10 protein-coding genes and 1 tRNA gene are annotated in these 22952 nt (G+C 60.4%); 4 read left to right on the top strand and 7 right to left on the bottom strand.

Annotated features, from left to right (window positions below; genetic code table 11):
* Positions 1 to 111: 111 nt before the first annotated feature.
* On the top strand, positions 112 to 312 hold the full coding sequence (locus tag SH292x_RS21535; protein ID WP_442483086.1) for a hypothetical protein: 201 nt from the start codon (positions 112 to 114) through the stop codon (positions 310 to 312).
* Between the two features lie 419 nt (positions 313 to 731).
* On the opposite strand, the gene SH292x_RS21530 is transcribed toward SH292x_RS21535, so the two are convergent.
* From SH292x_RS21530 to SH292x_RS21515, 4 genes are all read right to left on the bottom strand, one after another.
* A complete protein-coding gene (locus tag SH292x_RS21530; protein WP_442483085.1) occupies positions 732 to 2072 on the bottom strand; it encodes an SBBP repeat-containing protein in 1341 nt (446 codons plus the stop codon).
* A 490-nt stretch (positions 2073 to 2562) separates the two neighbouring features.
* Positions 2563 to 2635: transfer RNA gene (locus tag SH292x_RS21525), tRNA-Lys, on the bottom strand.
* Positions 2636 to 2793: 158 nt separating this feature from the next.
* Positions 2794 to 3906: a pyroglutamyl-peptidase I family protein gene (locus tag SH292x_RS21520; RefSeq protein WP_442483084.1), complete on the bottom strand. Its 1113-nt coding sequence runs from the start codon at positions 3904 to 3906 to the stop codon at positions 2794 to 2796.
* 129 nt (positions 3907 to 4035) lie between these two features.
* Positions 4036 to 5607: a fused MFS/spermidine synthase gene (locus SH292x_RS21515; RefSeq protein WP_442483083.1), complete on the bottom strand. Its 1572-nt coding sequence runs from the start codon at positions 5605 to 5607 to the stop codon at positions 4036 to 4038.
* A 383-nt stretch (positions 5608 to 5990) separates the two neighbouring features.
* Between SH292x_RS21515 and SH292x_RS21510 the strand changes: the two genes are divergently transcribed.
* Positions 5991 to 8258, top strand: a complete 2268-nt coding sequence (locus SH292x_RS21510; RefSeq protein WP_442483082.1) for a glycoside hydrolase family 2 protein — start codon at positions 5991 to 5993, stop codon at positions 8256 to 8258.
* Between the two features lie 241 nt (positions 8259 to 8499).
* Here SH292x_RS21510 and SH292x_RS21505 read toward each other — a convergent pair whose 3' ends face one another.
* The gene (locus SH292x_RS21505; RefSeq protein ID WP_442483081.1) at positions 8500 to 9504 is read right to left on the bottom strand and encodes an HAD family hydrolase; all 1005 of its coding nucleotides are present in this window, start codon (positions 9502 to 9504) and stop codon (positions 8500 to 8502) included.
* Positions 9505 to 9517: 13 nt separating this feature from the next.
* Positions 9518 to 11149: an arylsulfatase gene (locus SH292x_RS21500; RefSeq protein ID WP_442483080.1), complete on the bottom strand. Its 1632-nt coding sequence runs from the start codon at positions 11147 to 11149 to the stop codon at positions 9518 to 9520.
* A gap of 362 nt (positions 11150 to 11511) precedes the next feature.
* Here SH292x_RS21500 and SH292x_RS21495 point away from each other — a divergent pair, with 362 nt between their 5' ends.
* Together SH292x_RS21495 and dnaE are read left to right on the top strand one after the other, a co-directional pair.
* Complete coding sequence (locus SH292x_RS21495; protein WP_442483079.1) at positions 11512 to 12237, top strand: FHA domain-containing protein; 726 nt, start codon at positions 11512 to 11514, stop codon at positions 12235 to 12237.
* A 395-nt stretch (positions 12238 to 12632) separates the two neighbouring features.
* A complete protein-coding gene (gene dnaE, locus SH292x_RS21490) occupies positions 12633 to 16235 on the top strand; it encodes a DNA polymerase III subunit alpha (RefSeq protein ID WP_442483078.1) in 3603 nt (1200 codons plus the stop codon).
* Positions 16236 to 16245: 10 nt separating this feature from the next.
* On the opposite strand, the gene SH292x_RS21485 is transcribed toward dnaE, so the two are convergent.
* Positions 16246 to 22281: an Ig-like domain-containing protein gene (locus SH292x_RS21485; protein ID WP_442483077.1), complete on the bottom strand. Its 6036-nt coding sequence runs from the start codon at positions 22279 to 22281 to the stop codon at positions 16246 to 16248.
* Positions 22282 to 22952: the final 671 nt, after the last annotated feature.

The raw sequence follows: 22952 nt of genomic DNA, 5'->3' as shown, positions 1-22952 counted from the left end.
CGGCGGGGGTATTGTAGGACGGCGGGCGGGAGTGGGGAGGGGGCGAAGTGAAAGCGTACTTCCGCACCCAAATTCATCCCCCCGCAGGCGTGGACCCAGTAGCGGAGCGTGGTGGTTGGCTACTGGGTCCCCGCCTACGGCCGCTACCACCGCATCATCGGCCGCAGAAGCATCGACCAACTACGAATCTGGTGCGAAGGCCGCCTGTCCCCCTACAAAATCCCCCGCCGCCTGCTGGTGGTCGACGACCTGGCGCGGAATGCGATGGGGAAGGTGAATAAGCCGAAGGTGGCGGAGATGTTTGGGGAGTGAGGGGGCTGTGGCAGCAGCCTAATGCTGGCCAGCTTGCTGTGCCAGTCGAGTTCTAACGAGTCGAGTGAGACATCGTCCTTGGAAGTGTTTTTGCACTACTAAGTGTGCGGCCAGAGATAGAACTTGATCACGCAGCTACCTGAGACGCCTCGACGATAAGACGCCACGTACGATACAGGTTGAATTAAGAAGGGCGCTTGAGCATTAGATACCTCAGCCGGGTACATACTCGCTCAAAAGGGCAATTGACTAGACGCAGCAATTGGCTGGCCGTACTTTGGTGTTGAGGTTGGCTGCACTCACCCCAGCCAGAGTTCGCCCGCGGCAATCCGAGGTGATGAAAACCTCTTAATTTTAGAGTCTACCAAAAGATTAATTCGAAGTGGATTTTGTTAAGCACTGTCGGACGAAGGTGGTGCTCATCGAAGTAAAGGAACTGGCCTCCCTTTGGCCTTACACAGCCGTTCGGTGGACACTAGCCCCAGGCTAACTATAATCCCGAACGTCGCTGTCGTCGGCTCCGGAACAGGGTCTGCATATTTCGCCACGTACACGTCCGCCGCTCCAGCGTTGGCTCCACCAAGATTCCCATATGTACGCCCCGTAAGGTACAAATTCCCCAGCCCGTCGGCGATGATACTACGACTATCATCCTCGAATGCCGTACCAAATTGTTCCGTCCATAGGTGCATACCGGTAGCATCGTACTTTCTCACAAATGCATCGAACCCACCGGCGGCCTCACCACTCAGAGCTCCCTCTGTGCGACCAGTGACGTAGACATTCCCCAACGTGTCAGCACTGACGCCGAAGCTCAGGTCGTCGTTTGCTGTACCAAATTGTTGTACCCAGAGGAGATTACCGACGGCATCGAATTTACCAACGAATGCGTCGCTTCCACCTGCGTTGGCACCATTCAGCGCGCCCTCGGTACGTCCGGTGAAATAAACATTCCCTAACCCATCTGCGCTGATTCCCAAACTATAGTCGGCGAAACCCGTGCCAACTTGTCGGGTCCAGTTCAGTCCGCCATCGGAGTCATACTGGCTCACGAACGCGTCGCTTTGGCCGGCATTGGCTTCACCTATGCTGCCCCCGGTCGACCCCGTGACGTATACGTTTCCAAACGCGTCAGCGGAGATGCTCTTTCCATCGTCTGATCCAACTGATCCAAGTTGCCGCGTCCATTTGAGCTCGCCTGTAGAATCGTATTTACTCAGAAACGCATCCCACGAACCGCGGTTGCCTCCTCCTAGGTCCCCCATGGTCCGGCCCGAAATGTAGACACTACCCAACCCATCAACGCTGACGCCAAAACCGTCGTCGTATGTCGCTGTTCCAAGTTGGCGAGTCCAGAGACTCGCTCCCTCTGAGTTATATTTACTGAGAAACGCATCTGTTAACCCGGCGCTAGTCCCGCCTAAATCGTGGTTCGTTCTCCCGGCAATGTACACGTTCCCTAGCCGATCGGCACTGACACCCAAGCTTTCGTCATCCGCCGCCGTGGCGACCTGTCTAGTCCAGAGCAGTGCGCCTCCGGAATCGTACTTAACTAGAAATGCATCGGTGCGGCCAACGTGAGCTCCTCCCAGCGCCCCTCCGGTAGACCCGGTGATGTACAGGTTTCCCAATCCATCGGAACTGACGCCGGAGCCCGCATCCAAGTCGGACGTACCGAGTTGCCGCGTCCACTCATGCGTGGCGGCCAGGAGCGGGGTCCAGCAGTGAGCGAAGAGCAAGAGGAACATGCAGCGTTTCATCTGGTTGTCTCTCCAATAGCGCGGGCGATCAACGGCACGGCAAGCGGAAGGGTGATCAACTCTTCAATATAATGTTGACCCCACTGTCTGTCCTACCAACAAGGCCAAATTTTCTCCGACTGTTCATCATCAGAAGCGGTATTGTAGGAAATGAGGTAACCAACATGTCTCGACGCCGATCGCTGATCTTCATCAGGATAAATTACTTGGGGATCGCTAAACCGCTGTGTCTGTGAGACGTCAGCGCACGACTATAGGCCGTCGGCACGTGTCAGCGGTGGCAACCACATCTCGCACTCGGCGAACGCCTTAAATTCGTGCCTTGCGAACCGCCTAATCGGCCCGCGCCATGCCGGCACAGAGGTGATCCAACTCACAAAAGGAAGTAAGTTGCGACTTGTGCAGTTGCTGAGTGACTTAGGCTTTCCGGGGAGACGAAGGGCAATGACGGCCTTGCCGGAAAACCTTGACAGCAAACGACTTAAAGAAGTGCTCCCTCTAGGGCTCGAACCTAGAACCTATTGATTAAGAGTCAATTGCTCTGCCAATTGAGCTAAGGGAGCGGCGGGTAGACTCGGCATTGTAATGCGACCGGCCGTGGGGGTGTAGGGGCCGTGGGGGGTGGTTTTTCGTGGGTGATGGGAAGGACCGCGAGGAGGGGATTGGAGTTCGCGGGTTGGGAGGAGTTGGGGGGCGATTGGCGGGGAGAGGGAACTCGCTGCTAATCCGTGCTGTAGAAGAGTAGATGCACGATCTTCCATTGGTTGCCGACTTTTTTCAGGGTGAAGTGGTCGTAGCCGTGGGTGATTCGTTTGTCGTTGGTCAGCTCCCAATAGGCCAGCACGCGGACGACGTCGGCTTCGTGGTGGATGTCGATGGTCTTGGGGATCTCGCGGGGTTTGATCTTCGCCTGCTGGACGTAGCCTCGCTGCTCTTCCACGAACGTCTTGCGGGGGTAGCTGATCAGCTGGCCGTCGGGGCCGAGCAGTTGGATGCATGCGTTGGGCATAAAGCACGCGTCGTACTTGTCGAACTGGCCGGTGGACCAACTGCTGAAATAACCCTCGATGAACTGTTTGACCTCGGCGTCGTCTGCGAGCGGGGCAGGAGGCTCGGACTTGGTCGTGGCGACGAGGGCATCGAGCGCGTCGAGCGCGAACGCTTGGACGTACTCGGGGTTCACTATCTGGCCAACCATTTCGTCGCCGCCAGCCGGCTTGCTCGGAACCGTTACACCCAGGGGCGGGACGTGGCAGAAGGCGACCGGTGCGGACAGCTGCTTCTTTCGCTTCAGGTATTCCAGTGAGTAGAGCGCTTCCTCGCACAGGTACTGCCCGGCGTTGGTCGAGACCTTCACCGCGTAACCCTTAGCCTCCAGTTGTTTCGCCATCGCGTCGCACGCGGCGGTGGCTGTGAGCTTCGCGGGGCCATCGCCCGCGAGGCGGTCGACGGCGGGGAGTTGTCGCTGGTTATCGGGAATCTGCCCGCGTTTGGCCAGGGCGACACTCTCAATGGTGAATCCGGCCGGACTCCCCTGCCCCAGCGACAAGATCGCGGCCGGCTGATACTCCGCATTCCACTCTTCGAGCTTCGGCAATACCTCGCCCCACACGACGGGGAGCTCTTTGCACACAAGGCGATAGCCATTCCACTCCTGGCCGTCGAGCGACTTGATCCCCTCCCAAGAAGGATTCGGCCGCTTGAGTCCCCCGAAGGGCTCGAAGCCCGTAAGCAGGATGTTTCGTGGCTCGGCGGCGTGGAGCGTGGCGGTCGCGAAGAGCACGAGCCCACACAGCAAAGTAAGCAGTAAAGGTCGGGAAAGAACGTTCAACATAGATTTAGATCCAGTCTCGCAAGCGAGGGTGGTGTTGCAAAATAGCCGACGACCTACGCGTCGTCGGAGTTCGGTCCGACGACGCGTAGGTCGTCGGCTAGGTGGTGTGTGCGTGGGGGATAGTTCGCCTCAAAAGGACATCGTTTCAATCGGGCAGAAGTTGTCTGTAAAGATCACAGCGCGGTCGGTCGGCGTGGGTTCGGTCACCAGGTTGGCGGCCATCGCCTCGACCATCTCGGCATTGACCCACGCATCGGTGCGAAATTCGCCAGCGAGTCGCTGCCAGTCTTCGGGAGTGAGTCGTTCCTCGCGTTTGCTTGCAACGAGGATCACGTTGGTCGATTCGTGCGTCCGGCGACGGCCTCGGTCGAGGGCGAACACGTACACCTGCGGGTAGACTTCGCTGAGCGTGGCGTGCATCGATTGGTAGATGCCGCTTTTTTCGCCGTCGAGCGAACTGTTGATGTTCATCACAAAGAGACCATTTGCGGTGCTCTTCGCGGAGCAGAGTTCAAGAAACTCGCGCGTCACCAAGTGAAACGGAATCCGCCCGCCAATGGTGAAGGCGTCGAGGACGATGCAGTCGTAGCCCCCTTCGGCACCACGTAGGAACATCCGGCCGTCGGCGGCGATGGAACGGAGGTTGGGCCGGCGATCGAGGAAAAAGAACTCGTGGGCCACGTCGAGCACACGCGGATCAATGTCCACCAGATCGATTTCGAGCGAAGGCTGATGGGCGAAGTAGGCCCGCGGTCCCACGCCACCTCCGGCGCCGATGAATAACACGCGGTGCATGTCGGGCGAGGGGAGGAACGCTAATTGAAAATAGTTGGTGTACTCGGCGAGCGTTTGGTGGGGTGGTTCGAGCGTCACCGCGCTTTCGGTGTACTGGTCGAACAGCATCTGCCGCGACTCGTAGCTGGTGTTGTCGACCACGGCGATGTGGTGATAGGGGGTGTCGGTCTCGTAGCGCAGCACATCGTACCGACCGAGCTGCGAGGGGGGCTCGGTGTTCGCGGCGAGCACCACCGCCAGCACTCCGACGATGGTAGCAGCGATGGCGTGCTGCGCGGCTTTGCGCTGCGTGAAGAGCGTGATGATTGAAGTGGCCAGCAGTACCAGGCCCAGCACTTTGAGAATGACCGAAAGACCCAGCCAGGGGATGAGCAGGAACGTGGTGATCAGCGTGCCGGCGATGCTGCCCGCGGTGCTGAGCGCGTACAGCTCGCCGGCGACTTTGCCGACCGACAGTACGGACGTCGCGGCGATGCGAACCGCGAAGGGTGAAAGGATTCCCAGGCCGACGCTGGGTGGCAGGAACAAAATCAGCGACGCCACGAGCGAGCCGCTCCGCTCGCCGAAGCCGGCCTCCACCAACCGGTCGCACACCACGGGGGCGAACGAACCGAGGAGCAGGATCCAGATCGAGACGACCACCGTGACCGTGGTCAATAAGACGAGCGAAGGGTAGCGGTCGGCGAGTCGTCCGCCGCCGTAGTAGCCAATGGCCAGGGAGGCTAGGAACACCGAAATCAGGCTCCCCCAGATGAAGACCGAGTTGCCGAAATGGGGGGCGAGGACCCGGCTGCCGGCGATTTCGAGCCCCATCAGTACCCCGCCGGCGACAAACACCAGCAGCCTCAGCCCCGCAATGGCCGCCGGCGAATCGCCGGGCTCGGGCCGGGCGGTTTCGACGGTCACGGCACTTTTCGAGCGAGCTTTGTTCGATTTGCTGGCGATGATCGGGCTCCTGAGGCTGGCTTCGGCTCGAAACGAGCACCGCGCGACTTGGCGAAACGCGAATTCTATCACAAGCGGTGAAGGCTGAAAAACTCCGAGCGGGAGCGTGGCGAGGGGAGCGCGAGGGTTTGGCGTTCGGTTCGCAGCAGAAGAATTTGCGGCTTTTTATGGATTTTTGGAGGGAGAAATGCCTCCGTTTTGGGATTACCTTATAGCGGCCTGCGTCCGCTCGTCGGGACAACAGACGGCCTCGGCGAGTCACTGGCAAGCATCGATGGGGAGGATGCTTGCCAGGCAGTCCGCGTTCTCCCGATCCTCGTGACCTTAAAAATAGCTTGTGTGCCATGCTTTGCCTGCGATTGATTGCGCTCGTTTCGTGCTTGTACCTGTCCTCCGCCGCCTGGGCCGATGTGCCCGTGGTGGACGAATGGAAGTTCGTCCTCCGTCGCCCCGCCCAGGGTTGGCAGCAGCCGGAGTTCGATGACAGCGAGTGGCGGGACGGCACCGGCGGTTTCGGCAAGAGTGGAACCCCGGGGGCGCGAATCGGCACGCAGTGGTCGCGCCCGAACATCTGGCTCCGCAAACACATCGAGCTCGACAGCGTACCGAGCAAGCCGGCCCTGCTGGTGCATCACGACGAAGACGCCGAGGTTTTTCTGAACGGCAAGCTGATCGCCACCCTGCCGGGCTACACGCAGAACTACGAAGTCGTCCCGATCGCCGAGGAGCATCTGGAGGCAATCAAGGCGGGCGAGAATGTGCTCGCCGTGCATTGCAACCAAAAGACGGGCGGGCAGTTCGTCGATGTCCATTTGGTGTCCGGCGACGACGTGCCGGAACTCCCCCCGGTGCAGGCGGCAACCGAGCCGTTCAAGACCGAGCTCGTCACCAAGTGGGGCGAGGAAGTCACGGCGGAGAACGCCTGGACCGAATACCCCCGTCCGCAGATGGCCCGCGACGAATGGCACAACCTCAACGGCACATGGAAGTACGCCATCACTTCGGACAAAGAAAAGAATACCCCCAGCGAATGGCAGGGCGACATCCTGGTGCCGTTTGCGCTGGAGTCGAAGCTGAGCGGCGTGCAGCGTTTGCTCGCGCCGAATGAATCGCTTTGGTACAAGCGGACGTTCGAGGTCAAGAAAAGCTCGCAGCCGCGGACCATCCTGCACTTCGAAGCCGTGGACTACGCGAGCGAAGTCCGCGTGAATGGCAAAGTGGTTGGCACGCACCAAGGTGGCAACGTGCCCTTCTCGTTCGATGTCACGGAGTTCGTGAAAGATGGCGAGAACGAGCTAGTAGTCCGCGTCGAGGACGACACCGAGGCCTGGCAGCTCCGCGGCAAGCAGGTGCTCGACCCCAACGGCATTTGGTACACGCAGGTCTCGGGCATCTGGCAAACCGTGTGGCTCGAAACCGTTTCGGACAGCTACATCGAAGACCTGGTGATCGGCACTAGCGCGAAGGACGGAACGATCAACGTCGATGTCGCCGCTGCGGGTGCGGGTAAGGCCTCCGGTGCTCAAGTTATCGTCAAAGATGGTGACGCGAAAGTGGCAGATGTGAAGGGCAAGCTCGAAGGCCTTACCGTCACCGTGCCCGACGCCAAGCTCTGGTCGCCCGACTCACCTCACCTGTACGACCTTGAAATCGTGCTGCTCGACGACGCGGGTAAGGAACTTGACCGCGTGAAGTCGTACGCTGGCATTCGAGATGTTGGCAAGTTGAAGGATAGCGATGGCCACTGGCGTTTCACGCTCAACGGCAAGGAAGTCTTCCATTGGGGTCCGCTCGATCAAGGTTGGTGGCCCGATGGATTGCTGACTCCCCCGTCAGACGAGGCGATGCTCTATGACATCGAGTACCTCAAAGAGGCCGGCTTCAACATGATCCGCAAGCACATCAAGGTCGAGCCGCGGCGGTATTACTACCACTGCGATCGCCTCGGGATGCTGGTGTGGCAGGACCAAGTGAGCGGCGGAGCGTCGCCCCCTTGGACGCGCATGGCCCCCAATCCGACCGACGCCAACTGGCCCGACAAGCACCACGAGCAGTACATGGCCGAGCTCGAGGCGATGATCGATCATCTGGAAAATCACCCATCGATCGTCGTGTGGGTTCCGTTCAACGAAGCGTGGGGGCAGCATCGCACCATGGAAGTGGGTGCGTGGACCGCCAAGCGTGATCCAAGCCGATTGGTGAACGTCGCCAGCGGTGGAAATTTCTGGCCGGTAGGCGACGTGGCCGACGAACACAGCTATCCCGATCCGGGATTCCCGCTCGGGCAGCAGCGGTTTGGCGACTACGTTAAAGTAGTCGGCGAGTTCGGCGGTCACGGCCTGCCGGTGGAAGGCCACATCTGGGACGCCGACCGCGACAACTGGGGTTACGGCGGGCTGCCCAAGAACGAGGCCGAGTACAAGCAGCGCTACGTCACGTCACTCGACAAGCTCAAGGAGCTTCGCGACCAAGGCATCGCCGCGGGTGTCTACACCCAGACGACCGACGTCGAGGGCGAAATCAACGGCCTGCTGACCTACGACCGCAAGGTGATCAAGTTCCCCGCCAAGGAACTCGCCGAGCTGCACAAGCCGCTGCTCGAAGACAAGTAAAGCAAATTGCCCACGAATGACGCGGATGGAAGAAAGAGCTTGGAACACTAATCGGCGCTAATCACTAGCGCCGCGCGGAGATACCAAATCGCAGTGCCGTTCTCTGTTCCTAATGCATTCGCGACCATTCGCGTGATTCGCGGGCAAGGAAAGCTATGAGTCGGCTAATCCGTGTTTCATCCGTGTTAATCCGTGGCTAAATGCTTACTCCCGAACTCTGGCGAGTCCGGCTACGAAGCAACTACTCCGCCGGAAACACTTGCTTCCAGTCGTCCTTCATTCGCACCACTAGCCAGCCTTTCTTCTCCGCCTCGTCCATCAGTTCCTCGGGGAACGTACCGATCTTCGAGTCGGGTAGACCGCCCGCGGGGCCGTAGGCGTATTCTCGCTCGGCATCGTTGTGGTAGACGAGAAGTCCCAGCCGCGGACCGTCGCCACCGGTGGTGTATTCGAGCATCTCGCGGTCGCCGGCGGAGTTGCCGAACGCCAGGATCGGACGCTGACCAATGTGTTGACCGATGCCCACCGGCTTGCCGGCGTGGTCGTCGATGAAGTTGACCTTGGGCAGACGGATCAGCACGGGCTTCCCGTCCTTGATTTGAAACTCGGTAACGATGCTCGAACCGACCACTTGCGGCTTGGGGATACCATAAGTCCGCTCGGTCCATGGCCGCATGAACTCGATGCCGCCCCCGGAAACGATGAACGTCTTAAAGCCGTTCTCGCGCAAGTAGGCAAGCAACTCAAGCTGCGGCTGATAGACGCACTCGGTGTAAGGCCGCTTAAACCGCGGGTGCTCGGCAGTCGCAATCCAATCCGTGACGATCTTTTCAAAATCGTCCGAGGTCATCCCAGCGTGTGTTACCGCGACGATTGCGAGCAGCGCCTTGTCCCCCATCGCCAGCAGCCCCTGAACGTCGCCATCGAGCACCGACTTGTAGGGCTGGGTGGTTTTCCACTCGGGATGCTGCGGGGCGAGTGCTTTAACGCGATCGAGCGCGAAGGCAAGCTGCGTGTACATGGGCTGCTCGACCCATAGCGTGCCATCGTTGTCGAACGTGGCGATGCGTTCGTTCTCAGCGACGAAGTCGGGCCCGCCTTCGGTCGTAACCTTTTCGACGAAGGCGATGATCGACTGCTTGATGGGTCCTTCGTTCCACGAGGGCAGAGGATCGGCCGCGTGGGCGGCGGCCGCGAAACACGCGATCGCCGCCACGACAAACAGACTGGAATTCCGAGATCTCATAACAACGCCCTGCTCAGTTGCCGGTTGGAATGGGAATCTTGACGCCCTCTTTTTCCAGCGCTTCGCGGATGTACTTGAAGCGTTGGTACTCGGACAGCGTGATGGGGCCGGTGTAAACGCCACTTTGCAGCTTGCGCGGCGGGTACTTGATGTAGGTCTTCATCAGGTCTTCGATCGAAGCACTGATGGTGACCATCGTCCAGGTCCGCTCGGTGTAGTTGTTCATGAAAATGTCATAACGCTCTTGGGGATCCTGCCACAAGTCAAACACCTGCGGCACGGTGGCAACGTACTTCTCGGCACCCTTCCATCCGAGATTCGTGTCGACCGCCAGAGCACCGGTCGCTTGGCCGTCGTCGCCACGAAGGTTGAACACCGCTTTGTAGTTGCCAACGCGTGCGGCGCCTGGGGTTAGCTCGTTCTCAGTGAAGTAAAACCACTCGGTGCGGTCGCACTTGCCTGTGCCGGTGAGCAGAGCGGTCATGTCGTGGCTGTCGAACATCATCGGCTTGCCCTCGCGGTCCTCGGTGGGAAGCTCTACGCCGGCGACCTTTGCGAACGTAGCCATCAGGTCGAGACCGCCGACGATATCGTGGTTTTTCACGCCTGGCGCGATCTTACCGGGCCACATCGCGATCGCCGGGACGCGATTGCCACCTTCGCGGACGGTCCCCTTAGTGCCCCGGAAGGGAGTGTAACCCGCGTCGGGGTAGACATCTTGCCAAGCACCATTATCCGTGGTGTAGAACACCAAGGTGTTGCGGTCGAGACCCAACTCGTGGAGCTTGTTGAGGACGTTGCCGATGCGGGTGTCGAGCTCCACGACGGAGTCGGCGTACTTCGATTTCGACATCGACTTGTGAATGAATTCCGGTGCCGGTAGGTTCGGCTGATGAACCTTCATGAAGTTGATGTTGATGAAGAACGGCGTTTCCTTGTCTTTGGCCGCTTGCTCCAGGAACTTCAGCCCCGACTCTTCGATGTACTGGTCAAGAAACGGAATGCCAACTACGCCTTTGTCGGGCGTGTTGACGTACTGGCCGTTGACTTTCCAGTCTTCCTTGGCGGGCTGACCGGCGTTACCGGACATCGAACCCTTGGTGACCTTGTTAAACATGGCGCGAAGCTTGGGGTCCATGTCGGGAAACCAAGTCGGGTCGCCATAGGTGTAAGCATTGCAGTGGTAGAGGAAGCAGTGCTCCATCTCGTCGTAGCCTTGCGCGTTGGGGAGTGCGTAGTCGGCTTCGCCCAAATGCCACTTGCCGGTGAAGTAGGTCTTGTAGCCACCCCGCTTCAGCACCGAAGCGAGCGTCCACTCGGCCGCGGGCAAACCGCCCCCTTCGCCCTGGAAGGCGACGGTCGTCATGCCGCTGCGGTTGGGAATGCGCCCTGTCTGCATCGCCGCGCGGCCCGGTGTGCAACTGGGCTGGGCGTAGAACGAGAAGAAGGTCATCCCTTGCGCCGCGAGATTGTCGATGTTCGGCGTTGGCATGCCACGCCCGACGCCACCGCCGTAAGGACCAAGATCGCCGTAACCGGTATCATCCGAAACGATGAACAAGATGTTCGGTTTGTCGGCCGCCACGACAGCGGTGCAGATCAACAGTGACAACACCGTGGCAGTCAAGAAACGATGAAAACGCATCGAACAGGCTCCTTGCTTCGAAGAGAGAAAGTAGGCGACCTTCGAACTTCCCCTCGAAGGTCCAGAATGGCTCTACTGTGTCGGTGTTCTTCACCAACCTTGGTAAGTCTACCGCCGCGCCCTCGGCCCGTCAGCCACTGCGAGGGAGGAAAACTTTCCCGCTGGCGACACTCCATGGCCCAATGAATCACTTCGCCGGATGGCAACGGTCGTGGGGTCTCATGACGAAAGGGTGCCCGAACTACCGGCAAATTCGCCCCAGATTGCACATCCTCGCCCTCCGGTTTGCCGCGAGATGCACCGATTCCTACCGGTACGCTGACGGGTTCGTAACGTCCGACTACAATGGAAGATGAGCCCTGGTGGCTCGTTTCGCCATTTCCTTCGCCCTGCCGCTCCGAATTGCCGCGATGGCCCACATTTCGCTTTACGTTCTCGATGGTGCCGACCGTGGGCGAAAGTACGAGAGCCTGGTGACGCCAATCACCATTGGCCGCGAGGAAGGCAACGCCGTTCAGCTGAACGACGAACGCATCAGCCGCTTCCACATCAAGATCCAGGAAGACCAGGACATGCTGGTGCTCACGGATCTCGACAGCACCAACGGCACGCGCGTCAACGGCGAGCAAGTGCAGCTTCGCATCTTGCGCTATGGTGATGTGATTTCGCTCGGACGCAGCGTCCTACGCTATGGCACGCGCGAGCAGATCGCGCAGCGCCTCAAGTCGCTTCGCGAGTCAGGCGAAATCCCGACCGACCAACTCGACGCCAGCGCGCTTGCCAAACACCTCGAACTATCGCCCTCCGATCCCGACGTCGATTGGGGGAGCACCACCCAGTCACGCAGCACGCTACACATCCCTCGCCCACCAGAGCTTCCCGAAGGTCTGGGCCCCGCGCAGTCGGCGCAACTTTCGGAACTCTTGGAATACCTTCACCTTCGCACCCGTGCACTGCTCGAAGGCGTGGAGATCCCTGAAGAGAGCCGCGTGGTGGAGATCGACATTGCCCGCTGGCAAGAAGTCCTCGACATGCAAGGCCTACTAGCCGGCTACCTCCGCAACATCGGCGAACCCGAAAAAGAGTAGCGGAACTCAGCTTTAATTGCATTCTTGTTGTTTAACGCCCAGCCGTAGGCGCCGGCTACCTCCGATGCACGAGTAGCCGGCGCCTACGGCTGGGCGTTAAACGAGTGAAAAGACCATTAGGTGCCATTAGAAACACTCTTGCCTCGTTACTGATCCGCGTTCATCCTGCCCAATCCGCGCCAATCCGCGTCCCATCCGTCACTTCTTTGCCCCTGCCACTGGGGGCTCGCAGGACTCGTCCCCAGCCACCCGATACACCCCTCCGGCCACATCTTGTGGTTCGATTTCTAGCGAATGCCGCGATTCTGCGTCGATGGAACTTCGCCTCCAGCGCGATACAATGACGGGCTCTCACCTCTGGTCATTCGCCCTTCGTTATTGGTCATTTGCTCGCCATGGATGCGCCCTCGTTTGTTCACCTGCACTGCCACAGCCACTACAGCCTGCTCGACGGTGCGAGTCCGATCAAGAAGCTGGTAGCGCGGGCCAAAGAGCTCGGCATGAACGGCCTCGCGCTCACCGATCATGGCAACCTGTACGGCGCGCTCGAGTTCTATCGCACGTGTAAGGAAGAGGGCATTAATCCCATTGTCGGGTACGAAGCCTACATCGCGCCGGGCAGTCGCCTCGACAAGGGTGGAGCTTCAAGCAGCAAAGAGGCGAGCTACCACCTGACGCTACTCGCGCAGAATCGTACAGGCTTTAAGAACCTGGTGAAGCTCGCCAGCAAAGCCTACCTCGAAGGCTTCTACCACAAGCCACGCATCGATAAGGAGATTCTCAAGGAGTACTCCGAAGGAATTATCTGCCTGTCGGGCTGCGTGAGTGGCGAGCTCAGCCGCACGCTGCTCTCGGGCTCCACGGCCGACGAAGCGATGCGTCAGGGTGAGAAGGCCGTGGCGTGGTTCCAGCAGACGTTTGGCGATCGCTACTTCCTGGAGATCCAAAACAACGGCGTCGATATTCAGCGGGCGGCGATGGAGCTGACCGTCGACTTGGCGAATCGCATGGGGCTGCCTCTGGTAGCCACGAGCGACGCTCACTACGTGAAGCAAGAGGATGCCGAGGCGCAGGACGTGCTGCTCTGCATCAACACCGGCCGGTTCCGCACCGACTCCAACCGCATGAAGATGGAGGGCGACCAGTTCTTTCTCCGCAGCCCCGCGGAAATGTACGCCGCCCTGCCCGGCCACGCCGAGGCCCTCGCGCGAAGCCAAGAGATTGCCAACTCGGTGGATATCGATCTCGATCTTGGCCAGCGGTACTTCCCAACCTTCACGACGCCCAGCAGCTCGACGCCCGACATCAAGGCGAGCGAAGCGTATCTCCGCGAGCTCGTAATCGCGGGGCTCAAAGAACGCTATTCCGACGTGCTGCATCGTTGGCAGAACAACGACCCCGCGACCGGCGAGCTATCGGACGAGGTAATGGCCCGCGTTGATCGCGAGCTGAACGTGATTAACAAGCTCGGCTTCCCCGACTACTTCCTCATCGTGTGGGACTTCGTTCGTTTCGCGGTCGAAAGCAACATCCCCTGCACGGCTCGTGGATCGGGCGTGGGGTCGCTGGTGTGCTTCGCGCTCCGGTTGAGCCACGTTTGCCCGCTGGAGTACGACCTGCTATTCGAGCGGTTCCTCGACGAAAGCCGTCTGGAAGCCCCCGATATCGACATCGACTTCTGCAAGGATCGGCGCGTCGAGGTGATTCAGTACGTCAAGCAGAAGTACGGCGAGGCGAACGTCGCACAGATCGGCACGTTTGGAACGCTCGCCGCACGGGCCGCCATCAAGGACGTCGGCCGCACGATGTCGATGCCCATTTTCCGCGTCGACCAGATCACGGCGATGATCCCTGACCAACTCGGCATCAGCCTCGACAAGGCGCTCGAAAATTCCGACGAGCTCAAAAGGGCCTACGAAAGCGATCCCGAAATCCGCGAACTGTTGGATCTTGCGCGGAAGATCGAAGGCCTCGCGCGAAACGTGGGCACGCACGCCGCGGCGGTGGTCATCGCGAAAGAACCGGTGAGCGAGTACGTCCCGCTGCAGCACGTTAAAGGCAAGACCGAAGTCATCACCCAGTGGTCGATGGGCGACGTCGAAGCTGCCGGCCTGCTGAAGATGGACTTCCTCGGCCTCCGCAACTTGACGATCCTTGCGCGGAGCATCGACCTGATCGAGGAGTCGACCGGCGAGCGGATCGATCCCTACAAGTTCCCCATCGACGACAAGGCATCTTATGCGCTGCTTTGTCGTGGCGAGACCAAGGGTATCTTCCAGCTCGAAAGCGGTGGAATTCGCGACCTCTTGCAGCGAATGAAGCCCGACAACTTCCGCGATATCATCGCGACCGCCGCCCTCTATCGACCTGGTCCGCTGGAAGGTGGCATGGTCGATCAGTACATCGAAGTGAAGCACGGCCGCCGCCCCGCCGAGTACCCTCACCCCGTGATGGAAGAGGTGCTCTCCGAGACGCACGGCGTCATGGTGTATCAAGAGCAGGTCATGCGGATTCTCAACCGCCTGGGTGGCATCGACCTGTCCGACGCCTATAAGTGCATTAAAGCGATCAGCAAGAAAAAGCTGCCGATGATCGCCAAGTACCAGGAAGAGTTCATCAAAGGCACGCAAGAGAAAGGCCTCGACAAGAAGAAAGCCGAAGAACTGTTCGGCATGATCGAGAAGTTCGCGGGTTATGGCTTCAATAAATCCCATTCGACGGCCTACGCCCTGATCGCCTACATGACGGCGTATCTCAAGGCCCACTATCCCGTGCAGTTCATGGCGGCGCTGCTCTCGGGCGATATTCCGGGGCGCAACTTCAAGAGCAAGGACTCGCTGGTCGAGCATCTTGAAGACTGCACTCGAATGAACATCGAAGTTGTCCCGCCCGACGTGAATCGGTCGTTCGTCGACTTTGCGGTTCGTGAGGGCAAGATCCTGTTCGGCATGTCGGCCATCAAGGCGTGTGGCGGCGGCGCAGCCGAGGCCATCGTCGAAGCCCGCGAGAAAGACGGCCCGTTCCGCAGCATGTTCGACTTCTGCGAACGCGTCGACCCGAGCGCCTGCAATCGCGCGGCGATCGAAACGTTGATCAAAGCCGGCGCGTTCGATTCGCTCGGTGCACGCCGGTCGCAGCAAATGGCCGTGGTCGAGCGTGCCCTGCAATCGGGGGCGTCGAAGCTCAAGGACCGGCGGGCGGGGCAGCGAGGGTTGTTCGACGCCGCGGACGAAGAAGAAACCACCACCGACACCTCGGTGCTGCCCGATGTTCCCGAGTGGGAAGAGAAGGAGAAGCTGACGAAAGAGAAAGAGGTGCTCGGCTACTACCTGTCGAGTCACCCACTGACCGAGTTCGAGCAGATCCTGCGAACCAACGCCACGCACTCGAGCAAGACGGTCAACACGCTCGAACACCGCACCGAAGTGGTGCTGGGTGGCATGCTCGCCGCCATCAAGATGAGCCACACCAAAAACCCCAAGCCCGGCATGCCGTCGAAGTATGCCATGTGGGACCTCGAAGACCTCGATGGCATCGTGCGGTGCATCATGTGGCCCGAGCAGTTCGCTCAGTTCGGCGACAACGTGATCGCCGACGCCATCGTGGGCGTGACGGCCGTGGTCGACCGCCGCCCCGGTGCCGAGGAAGTGAACCTGATCATCAACGAGCTAATGCCCATCGAAGCCCTCGCCGAGCGCTACACCAGCGGGCTGTCCGTTCGCGTGGACGAAGAGCGGCATGGCGTCGAGAAACTCGCGATGCTGCACGAAATCGTTCGAGGTTACCCCGGCAACAAGTCGTTGCGGTTGACGCTTGTTCTGTCCGACGGAGTCACCGCGCACGTCGAAAGTGGCAAGCGCGTCGACCTCAACCCCGAATTACGCCGCCGCATCGACGAGTTGCTCGGCCCCGGCAACGCCCAGCCGATCAGTTCGCCGCCGAAACCGACAGCGGCCCCACAAAACGGCCGCGGCCGGCGGCAGTTCGCTAAGCAGTAAGCAATCTTGCCTACCAGCCCCAATCGAACGCCAAGTCGACCGCGAGCACGGCTTCCGTGCTATCTGTGTCGAGCAGATCGTCGGCTGACCACTCGGCAATCGACCAATCGTCATCGTCGCGAAGCAGCAACAGGTCGTCGTTGTCGGACGATGGGATCACACTCGAACCCGCCGACATCGCACCGCTCTTCGGCGAGTCGTCGTACAGCGATTCCATCGCAAGGTCGTAGTCCGGTGTGCTCGGTGCTTCATCGGTAGTTACCGACTCACTAATGGCTTCCGGCTCCGGCGCGGCGAACAGCGCGGTTGGTGCAGAAGCCACGAAGCTCGCCACCGCCGCGGCGGGCAGCTTCGCGCCCAGGTTGTCCCGCCAGACGGTGTAATCGGCTAGGTCCACGCGGCCATCGTTGTTGGCGTCAGCCACCAACCCTGAGCCTGTCGCACCAAACGATTGCTTCCAGATCGCGTAATCGCCTTGGTCGACGGTGCCGCTGTCGTCAAAGTCGCCGGCGAGTTCCGGAACCACCGCGGCGTCGAAGATCGACTGACCCAGGTTGTCCCGCCACGCCGTGTAGTCCGCCAAGTTGACGACGTTGTCGCCATTGGCATCGCCCGCGAGTCCAGCACCCGTGCGGCCATAGTTTTGCTTCCACACCGTGTAGTCGCCTTGGTCGACGGTACCGCTGCCATCGAAGTCGCCCGGCAGATCGATGGTCGCCGGCGGTGTGGCCGAAGCCTTGGTCACGGGCGGATCGAAGTTGCCCACCAGTGGCATCGCTTGCTCGTCACCAAAGTCGGCGTACAGGTCGTTGCCAAACGGAACCGGCGTGAACGCGTGAGCCAGCGTGCTCACCGTCCCCACCACCCGAGGCGCGAAGCCCGACAGCACGAAGAACCACTCGGCACCCTCGCTGGGAGTTTGGGTCGAGTTCCGCGGCACCCACAGACCGATATCGTCGATGCCGTCCTGATCCATGTCCGCGGCGACCGGTCGCTCGAGTACACCCGAGAAGCCCCACTGGAAGGTGGGCCGCAGGGCGGCGAAGTTGCCGAAGGCCCCGATGCTCATGCCGAACGTGAACTGGTTGTTGTTGAACACGCCGACGTCGTCGATGCCGTTGCCATCGAAATCGCCGACAATCGGAATGCCCTTAAGGCCCGTATTGGCGACCACTTCGTTAGCGGTGATCACAAAGTTGCGATCGAAGTCGAACGCCCAGTTGCCCCCGTAGAACAAACCAATCTCGTCGCCATTCGCTAGGTTGTTATCGAAGTTACCGGCAATCGGAAGCGCCCCGGCAACATTGAAGTTGGCGAGCAGCGGCTGCGACGAGTAAAGATCGGCCACGCCGTCGCTGTTGAAATCCACCAGCCAGCGATGCTCGGCCGTTTCAATCGAGTAACCGTACACGGCGAGTTGATCGAAGTACCGCCCCGCGACCGGAATGCCACCACCAACGCCACCACCGATGAACTTACCCGCAAACACCGTGTCGTGCGTTGCGAAGCCGCCCGGCACGAGGTCGGGCCGATCCATCGCGAACGTGATGTCGACATTCGTCGCGTCGTTGCCAATCTGGCCGTTCGACGGATCCCACACGAAGTTGCCATTGATGTCGATCGCGATGGTCGTCGGGATGAAGGTCGCGATTTCGGGCCGCGAGTCGATCGTGAACCTACCCACGAAGTTGCCACCCGGCACGCCGTCGCCACTCGGGAACGTCGGATCGTCGAGCGGGCCGTTGGCGTTCGATTCGCCGTCGAGCTTGTTGCCCGCCGGATCGACCAAGTTGTCTTTGACCGTCAGCGTGTAACGATCGTCGGGCAGGAACTGATTGAACGTGAGCACGATGGTCGCCGTGGCCGCTTGGCCATTCACCCGCGCGGCGTTAATCACGTCGACCGCCGTAATGCCAATCACGCCCACGTGATCGCCCACGAGTTGGTAGTTACCCAGCGCCTCGGCAATGTCTTCCTTCAGCGCCTCGTACAGGAAGTTTGGGTCGACGTTCGACCGCAGCGGCAAGTCGCGGACGTGGATCGTGATGCTGTTCGTCAGCGGCGTGAATCCATTCACCGATGGCTTGGGGTCGAATAGATCGTAATCGGGCACACCCGTCGGATGCACCGCTTGCGTTGCACCAGCCGGGTCGTAAATCTGCGGGCCCTGCGTATCGATGAAGATGTTGAGCGCGTCGACACCGGCGGAAATCTGACCGTTCATCGGCATCGGATTGCCAGCCACGTCCTCGGCCGTCATCAACAGCCGCCGCAGCCCATCCTTCGGCAAGCCCACAATCTCGTTGAGATCGCGAATCGAAGTTAGCTCCCAGTAGCCTTCGGGATAGGCGTCGTTGCCATCGTACGGCACGGCCACCGTCATTCCGATAAACACGTCGGTCGCCAGGTCAATAATGCCATTGGCGTTCGAGTCGACGTACACGCGAACAATCGAATTCGCCTCGGCACGCCCCCAGAACTTCGGCGTCGTGTCGCTCGTCACGCGGTCGGCGTAGGTCATCGGCATCGTGGTGACACCCGAGTCGCTCGACGGCGCGAGGCCATCGGTGGTGCTCGCGGCGTCGGGAAGGCCGAACGACCCGGGAGGCGTCACTGTGTCGACAATGATCGTCAGTAGGAAGTCGTGGCTCAGGTTGCCGGCACGGTCTTCGACTTCGAGCTTCAAGTTGTGCACGCCATCGGCCAGCTTGCCGACCCCCGCGACGCTGATCACCGCCGCGTTTGCCGCACCAAACAGCGCGAAGAATTGCTCGGGCAGCATCTCCGCGATCAGCGTGCGGATGGTGAACATGTCGCCCGCCGTATTGAACGCATCTTCCACGGCGTCTTGAGCCGAGTCGTACAGCAGAAACTCGGGTGTGTTCTGCCCGTCGAAGCTCTCGTAACGATCGTACACGCGGAACTTCAAGTTGTCGGTGAACAGCGCCTGTGCGAGCGCGACGTTCGGATCCTCCGAAGTCATCGTCACCAGTGGCATGTTCTGTTTGGTGACATTGTCGACGTCGTTGCGGCCGGTGTCGCCCGTGACCGGGTTCGTGACCAAGTCGAGATACGGCATGTTCGGCTCGACCGTATCGACCACGATCCGCAGCGAGTTCGCCGCCGCGTCGGCGAGCGACGTGATATTGCCCGCCAAGTCTTCGAAGCGGACGCTAATGTCGTACACCCCATCGATCAACGGCTCGACCGTCACTTCCCATCGCCCCAAGCCGTCGGCGGGAACGCCATTGGTGTTCTCGCTACCGACGATTCCTTGGCCAATCAAGATCTCCGCACTAATGGGATTGCCCGACGTGGGGCTGATTCGCGTGGCGTAAACGTAGACCTTGGCATTGATCTCGCCCACGCCATCGAAAGCGGGTGCGTTGATCGCCGTCACGTTGTCGTCGACGAACATGCCCGAGTCGCTCGAATCGAGCAGGTTCGGCATCACGGCCGGCGGTTCGACCGTGTCGACCAGCACTTCGAGCAAGAAATCCTCGCTGATGTTGCCCGCGCGGTCTTCGACTTCGAGCTTCAGGTTATGGAAGCCATCCACCAAGAGCCCCGCGGCGGTTACCGCGAAGTTGCCACCCGGATTGAGCACGATGAACTGCTGGCCCAGCGTGCGATTAAGCACCGTGAGCGACGTAAACATGTCGCCCAACACCGAAGTGGCGTCCGACGGATCGCCCGCAGCCGCGGAGTCGAACAACAGGTACTCGGCGTTGTTCTCATATCGGTCCCAGATGCGGAACTTCAGGTTGTCGAGGAACAACCGGTTGAGAATCGCTGGGTCGTGCGTGGTCATCGACACCAGCGGCGAGTTATCGTTGGTCACTTCGTCGGCCAGGTCCCGCCCGCTATCCTCGCGCAGATCGAGCAGCGGTGTGTTGGGCTGGTTGGTGTCAATCTCGATGTCGCGCGTGGGGCCGAGCGCTGGATTCAAGTTCACGTCGAACGAAGTGACGTTGCCCGCCGCGTCTTCCACTTCTACACGCAAGTCGTACACGCCGTCGGCCAGGGGCTCGGTGGTGATCTCCCACAGACCCAGACCATCCGCCGCGCCGCCACCAATGCCTCCGATCGGTCCGATGATTACGTCCGACGAGTCGCTGCCGGTCACGGTTTGTCCCACCAGCGAGTTGTTCGCGAACAATCGCACGGTCGACCCCGCGGGTGCAATGCCCTGAAGCGCTGGCGACATCTTGTTCGTCACGTTGTCGTTGTTGAACATGCCGGTGTCGCTCGACGCGACCAAGTCGGCCGATATCTGCGCCACTAGGCCCGTCGGAACGATCGTCAGCACGAACGGATCGGACAACTGCGCACGGCCCGTGGCTCGCTGCGTTCCGCCCGCCGCACTGGTGTCCGAGCCGTCGACCATCTGCACGGCGGTCGACACAAACCACTCTCCGGCCGCGAGCGCCACGGCATTCGGCACCGTGAAGCTCCATAAGAATCCGCTCGCGCCGACTTGGCTGGCGAACCCACGCACCACGGCGCCGGTGACCAAATGCACCATCGAGACATAGACGCCGGCACCATCGTCGGTCGCGTCGGCCGCGCTGCCATCGCCGTTGGGGTCGATGGTCGCTTGATTCAATAGCGTGATGCCCGAGTCGCGAAAATCGACCAAGTCCGCCTGAATGATCAGCGTCGGCGTGGTGTCGCTGGTGATGTCGTCGCTGTTGGAGGAACCGGTGTCGCTCGATGCGATGAGGTCGATGAACGAGGGCTTCGGCGCCGCAAAGTTCTCAATCTCCAGCGAGTAGTTGTTCAAATCGTCGGCTGCACCCACCACGCGAATGAAGTACGGCTGCTGATGCACCACGGGCAGGATGATCTGCTCGTTCGAATCGACGCTGTTCGCCACAGCGATCTGATTGCCCGCTACGTCGAACACTGCGATGTCGATATCTCCCAGCCCATCGCCGGTGATATCGTCGAACAGGGCGTTGATAATGAGCTTGCCCGAGTGATGCGCGGTGTAGCGATACCAATCTTCGTCGTCCGCGGTGTCGATCGACAGGTTCGTCCGCGTGACGTAAGGCTCCGAGCCGAGGTTGGTCGCCGTTGCCTGCGTGTTGTTGGGTTCCAGCGAATCGGACACCACAAACGCGGCCCCCAGCGTCGACGGCAGCACGACGGTGTAACCGTAAGCATCGGCCAGGATCATCGTGTTGAGATCCGTGATCAATTGCCGCGTCGCCGGCGGACCCACGGTGCGGCCGGCATTCATCAGGTCGCTGGTAAACGTCGGCGCGCTGGGGAAACCAGGATCCGCGGGGCCTTCGTAAATGTGCCCGCCGCCGTCGGTGGTGAGCGTCACCGCGACACCAAACTGCCCCGCGATATTCCGAAATACTCGTAGGTCTTCGTCGGGATCCGCAGGGTCGGTTACCTGATCGGTACCCGCAGGCGTCACAAAGTTATTGATCGCCAAGCCGTTGCCGAGCAAAATGCCCACGGCGTGACCAATCTCGTGCAGCGCCGTGCGATAGAAGTCGTTACCCGCTTGCGTCGAGTCGGCCGTGAAGGGCGTGACAATCGCGGTGAACTCTTCGTCGAGGTACGGCGTGGGATCGATGAACCAGCCACCGCTGCCGCCGGCGTCGTCCATGGTGAGTGTCGCCGAGATGGGCAACTGATTGCCGTCGGCCACGATGTTGTTCGCTTGGCCTCGCAGCCCGCCACCGAGGTCCGTCGCCATGACGGTCAGCGTGAATCCATTGTCGGTCGTGGGGTTGTCGTCGCCATCGTAGTTGAAGTCGGTGATCACCGCGTTCCAATCGGCGATCGCCCGCTCGATGTTCAGCCGCGCCACCCCGGCCATCGCACCGTAGGTAACGTTGAACCCATCGCTGTCGGTCACCGCATCGCCACGATTCGCCCACACAATCGCCAGCAACCGCCGATCCTCAAGCCCCTCCACGCGAAGCTGCCGCCCCCGCTTCCAATCCAACTGCCGATCGACGGAACCTCCAAAGGGATTCAGCGCGGCAAGAAACGAACGGACCGGGCGCGCGGGGATGCGGCGGGACATCACGGGAACCTCGAAGTGGCTTGGTCATGTGGTGCAGATTCCGTCGTCGCGGCGCCCTCGCGCCCATCGTCGACGGAACTTCCAAGCGGTCCCTCGCCTGTAAACTGCCGCTCGTAAACCCATGCGGCCGTTCGAAAGAGAGCCCCCAAATGGCACTACGGCCCCCCGCGAACGCGCCCGTAACATACGGGAAGCTTGGGGAGTTTGCAACAGTTGGGAAGGCTTTGTCGTCAGTTAAGATGGGCTGTTAGTAAACCAAACGAAGCGCTCCCTGCGCCACCGCGCAGACCACGGGCGACCAAGCGCAGCAACAGCCCCCATCTTGGTCGTAGCCGGACTCGCCAGAGTTCGGGCAGCGCAACGAGAACGCCCGCCATGGGAGAAAACCTTGCCCGCGAATCACTCGAATGGGCGCGAATAGAACGATGCTCCGTCGTTTCGGTAGCGCCAACTTCATCCGTGCAGATCCATGTCCATCCGTGGCCAAACCTCCTTCCCCGAATTCTTGCGAATCCGGCTACCTTCATTCCTGCTCCACACACTCCATCAGATCATTAGCGAAGATTAGCGCCGATTAGTGTTCCAAAAACTGATTCACCTCTTCGCTTTCTCCGTTCCTTCCTATTCTCTAAAGCCCCGAATTCTTGCGAATCCGGCTACGAAGAAAATCG

The organism is Aeoliella fuhlenseeensis (genome assembly GCF_052161615.1).
GTDB lineage: Bacteria > Planctomycetota > Planctomycetia > Pirellulales > Lacipirellulaceae > Aeoliella.
This window is presented reverse-complemented; position numbering and strand designations above follow the sequence as displayed.

Excerpts from the sequence above, each read along its gene's own strand:
- SH292x_RS21530 (WP_442483085.1), bottom strand. The coding sequence starts at position 2,072 with ATGAAACGCTGCATGTTCCTCTTGCTCTTCGCTCACTGCTGGACCCCG.
- SH292x_RS21520 (WP_442483084.1), bottom strand. The coding sequence starts at position 3,906 with ATGTTGAACGTTCTTTCCCGACCTTTACTGCTTACTTTGCTGTGTGGG.
- SH292x_RS21510 (WP_442483082.1), top strand. The coding sequence starts at position 5,991 with ATGCTTTGCCTGCGATTGATTGCGCTCGTTTCGTGCTTGTACCTGTCC.
- SH292x_RS21505 (WP_442483081.1), bottom strand. The coding sequence starts at position 9,504 with ATGAGATCTCGGAATTCCAGTCTGTTTGTCGTGGCGGCGATCGCGTGT.
- SH292x_RS21500 (WP_442483080.1), bottom strand. The coding sequence starts at position 11,149 with ATGCGTTTTCATCGTTTCTTGACTGCCACGGTGTTGTCACTGTTGATC.
- dnaE (WP_442483078.1), top strand. The coding sequence starts at position 12,633 with ATGGATGCGCCCTCGTTTGTTCACCTGCACTGCCACAGCCACTACAGC.
- SH292x_RS21485 (WP_442483077.1), bottom strand. The coding sequence starts at position 22,281 with ATGTCCCGCCGCATCCCCGCGCGCCCGGTCCGTTCGTTTCTTGCCGCG.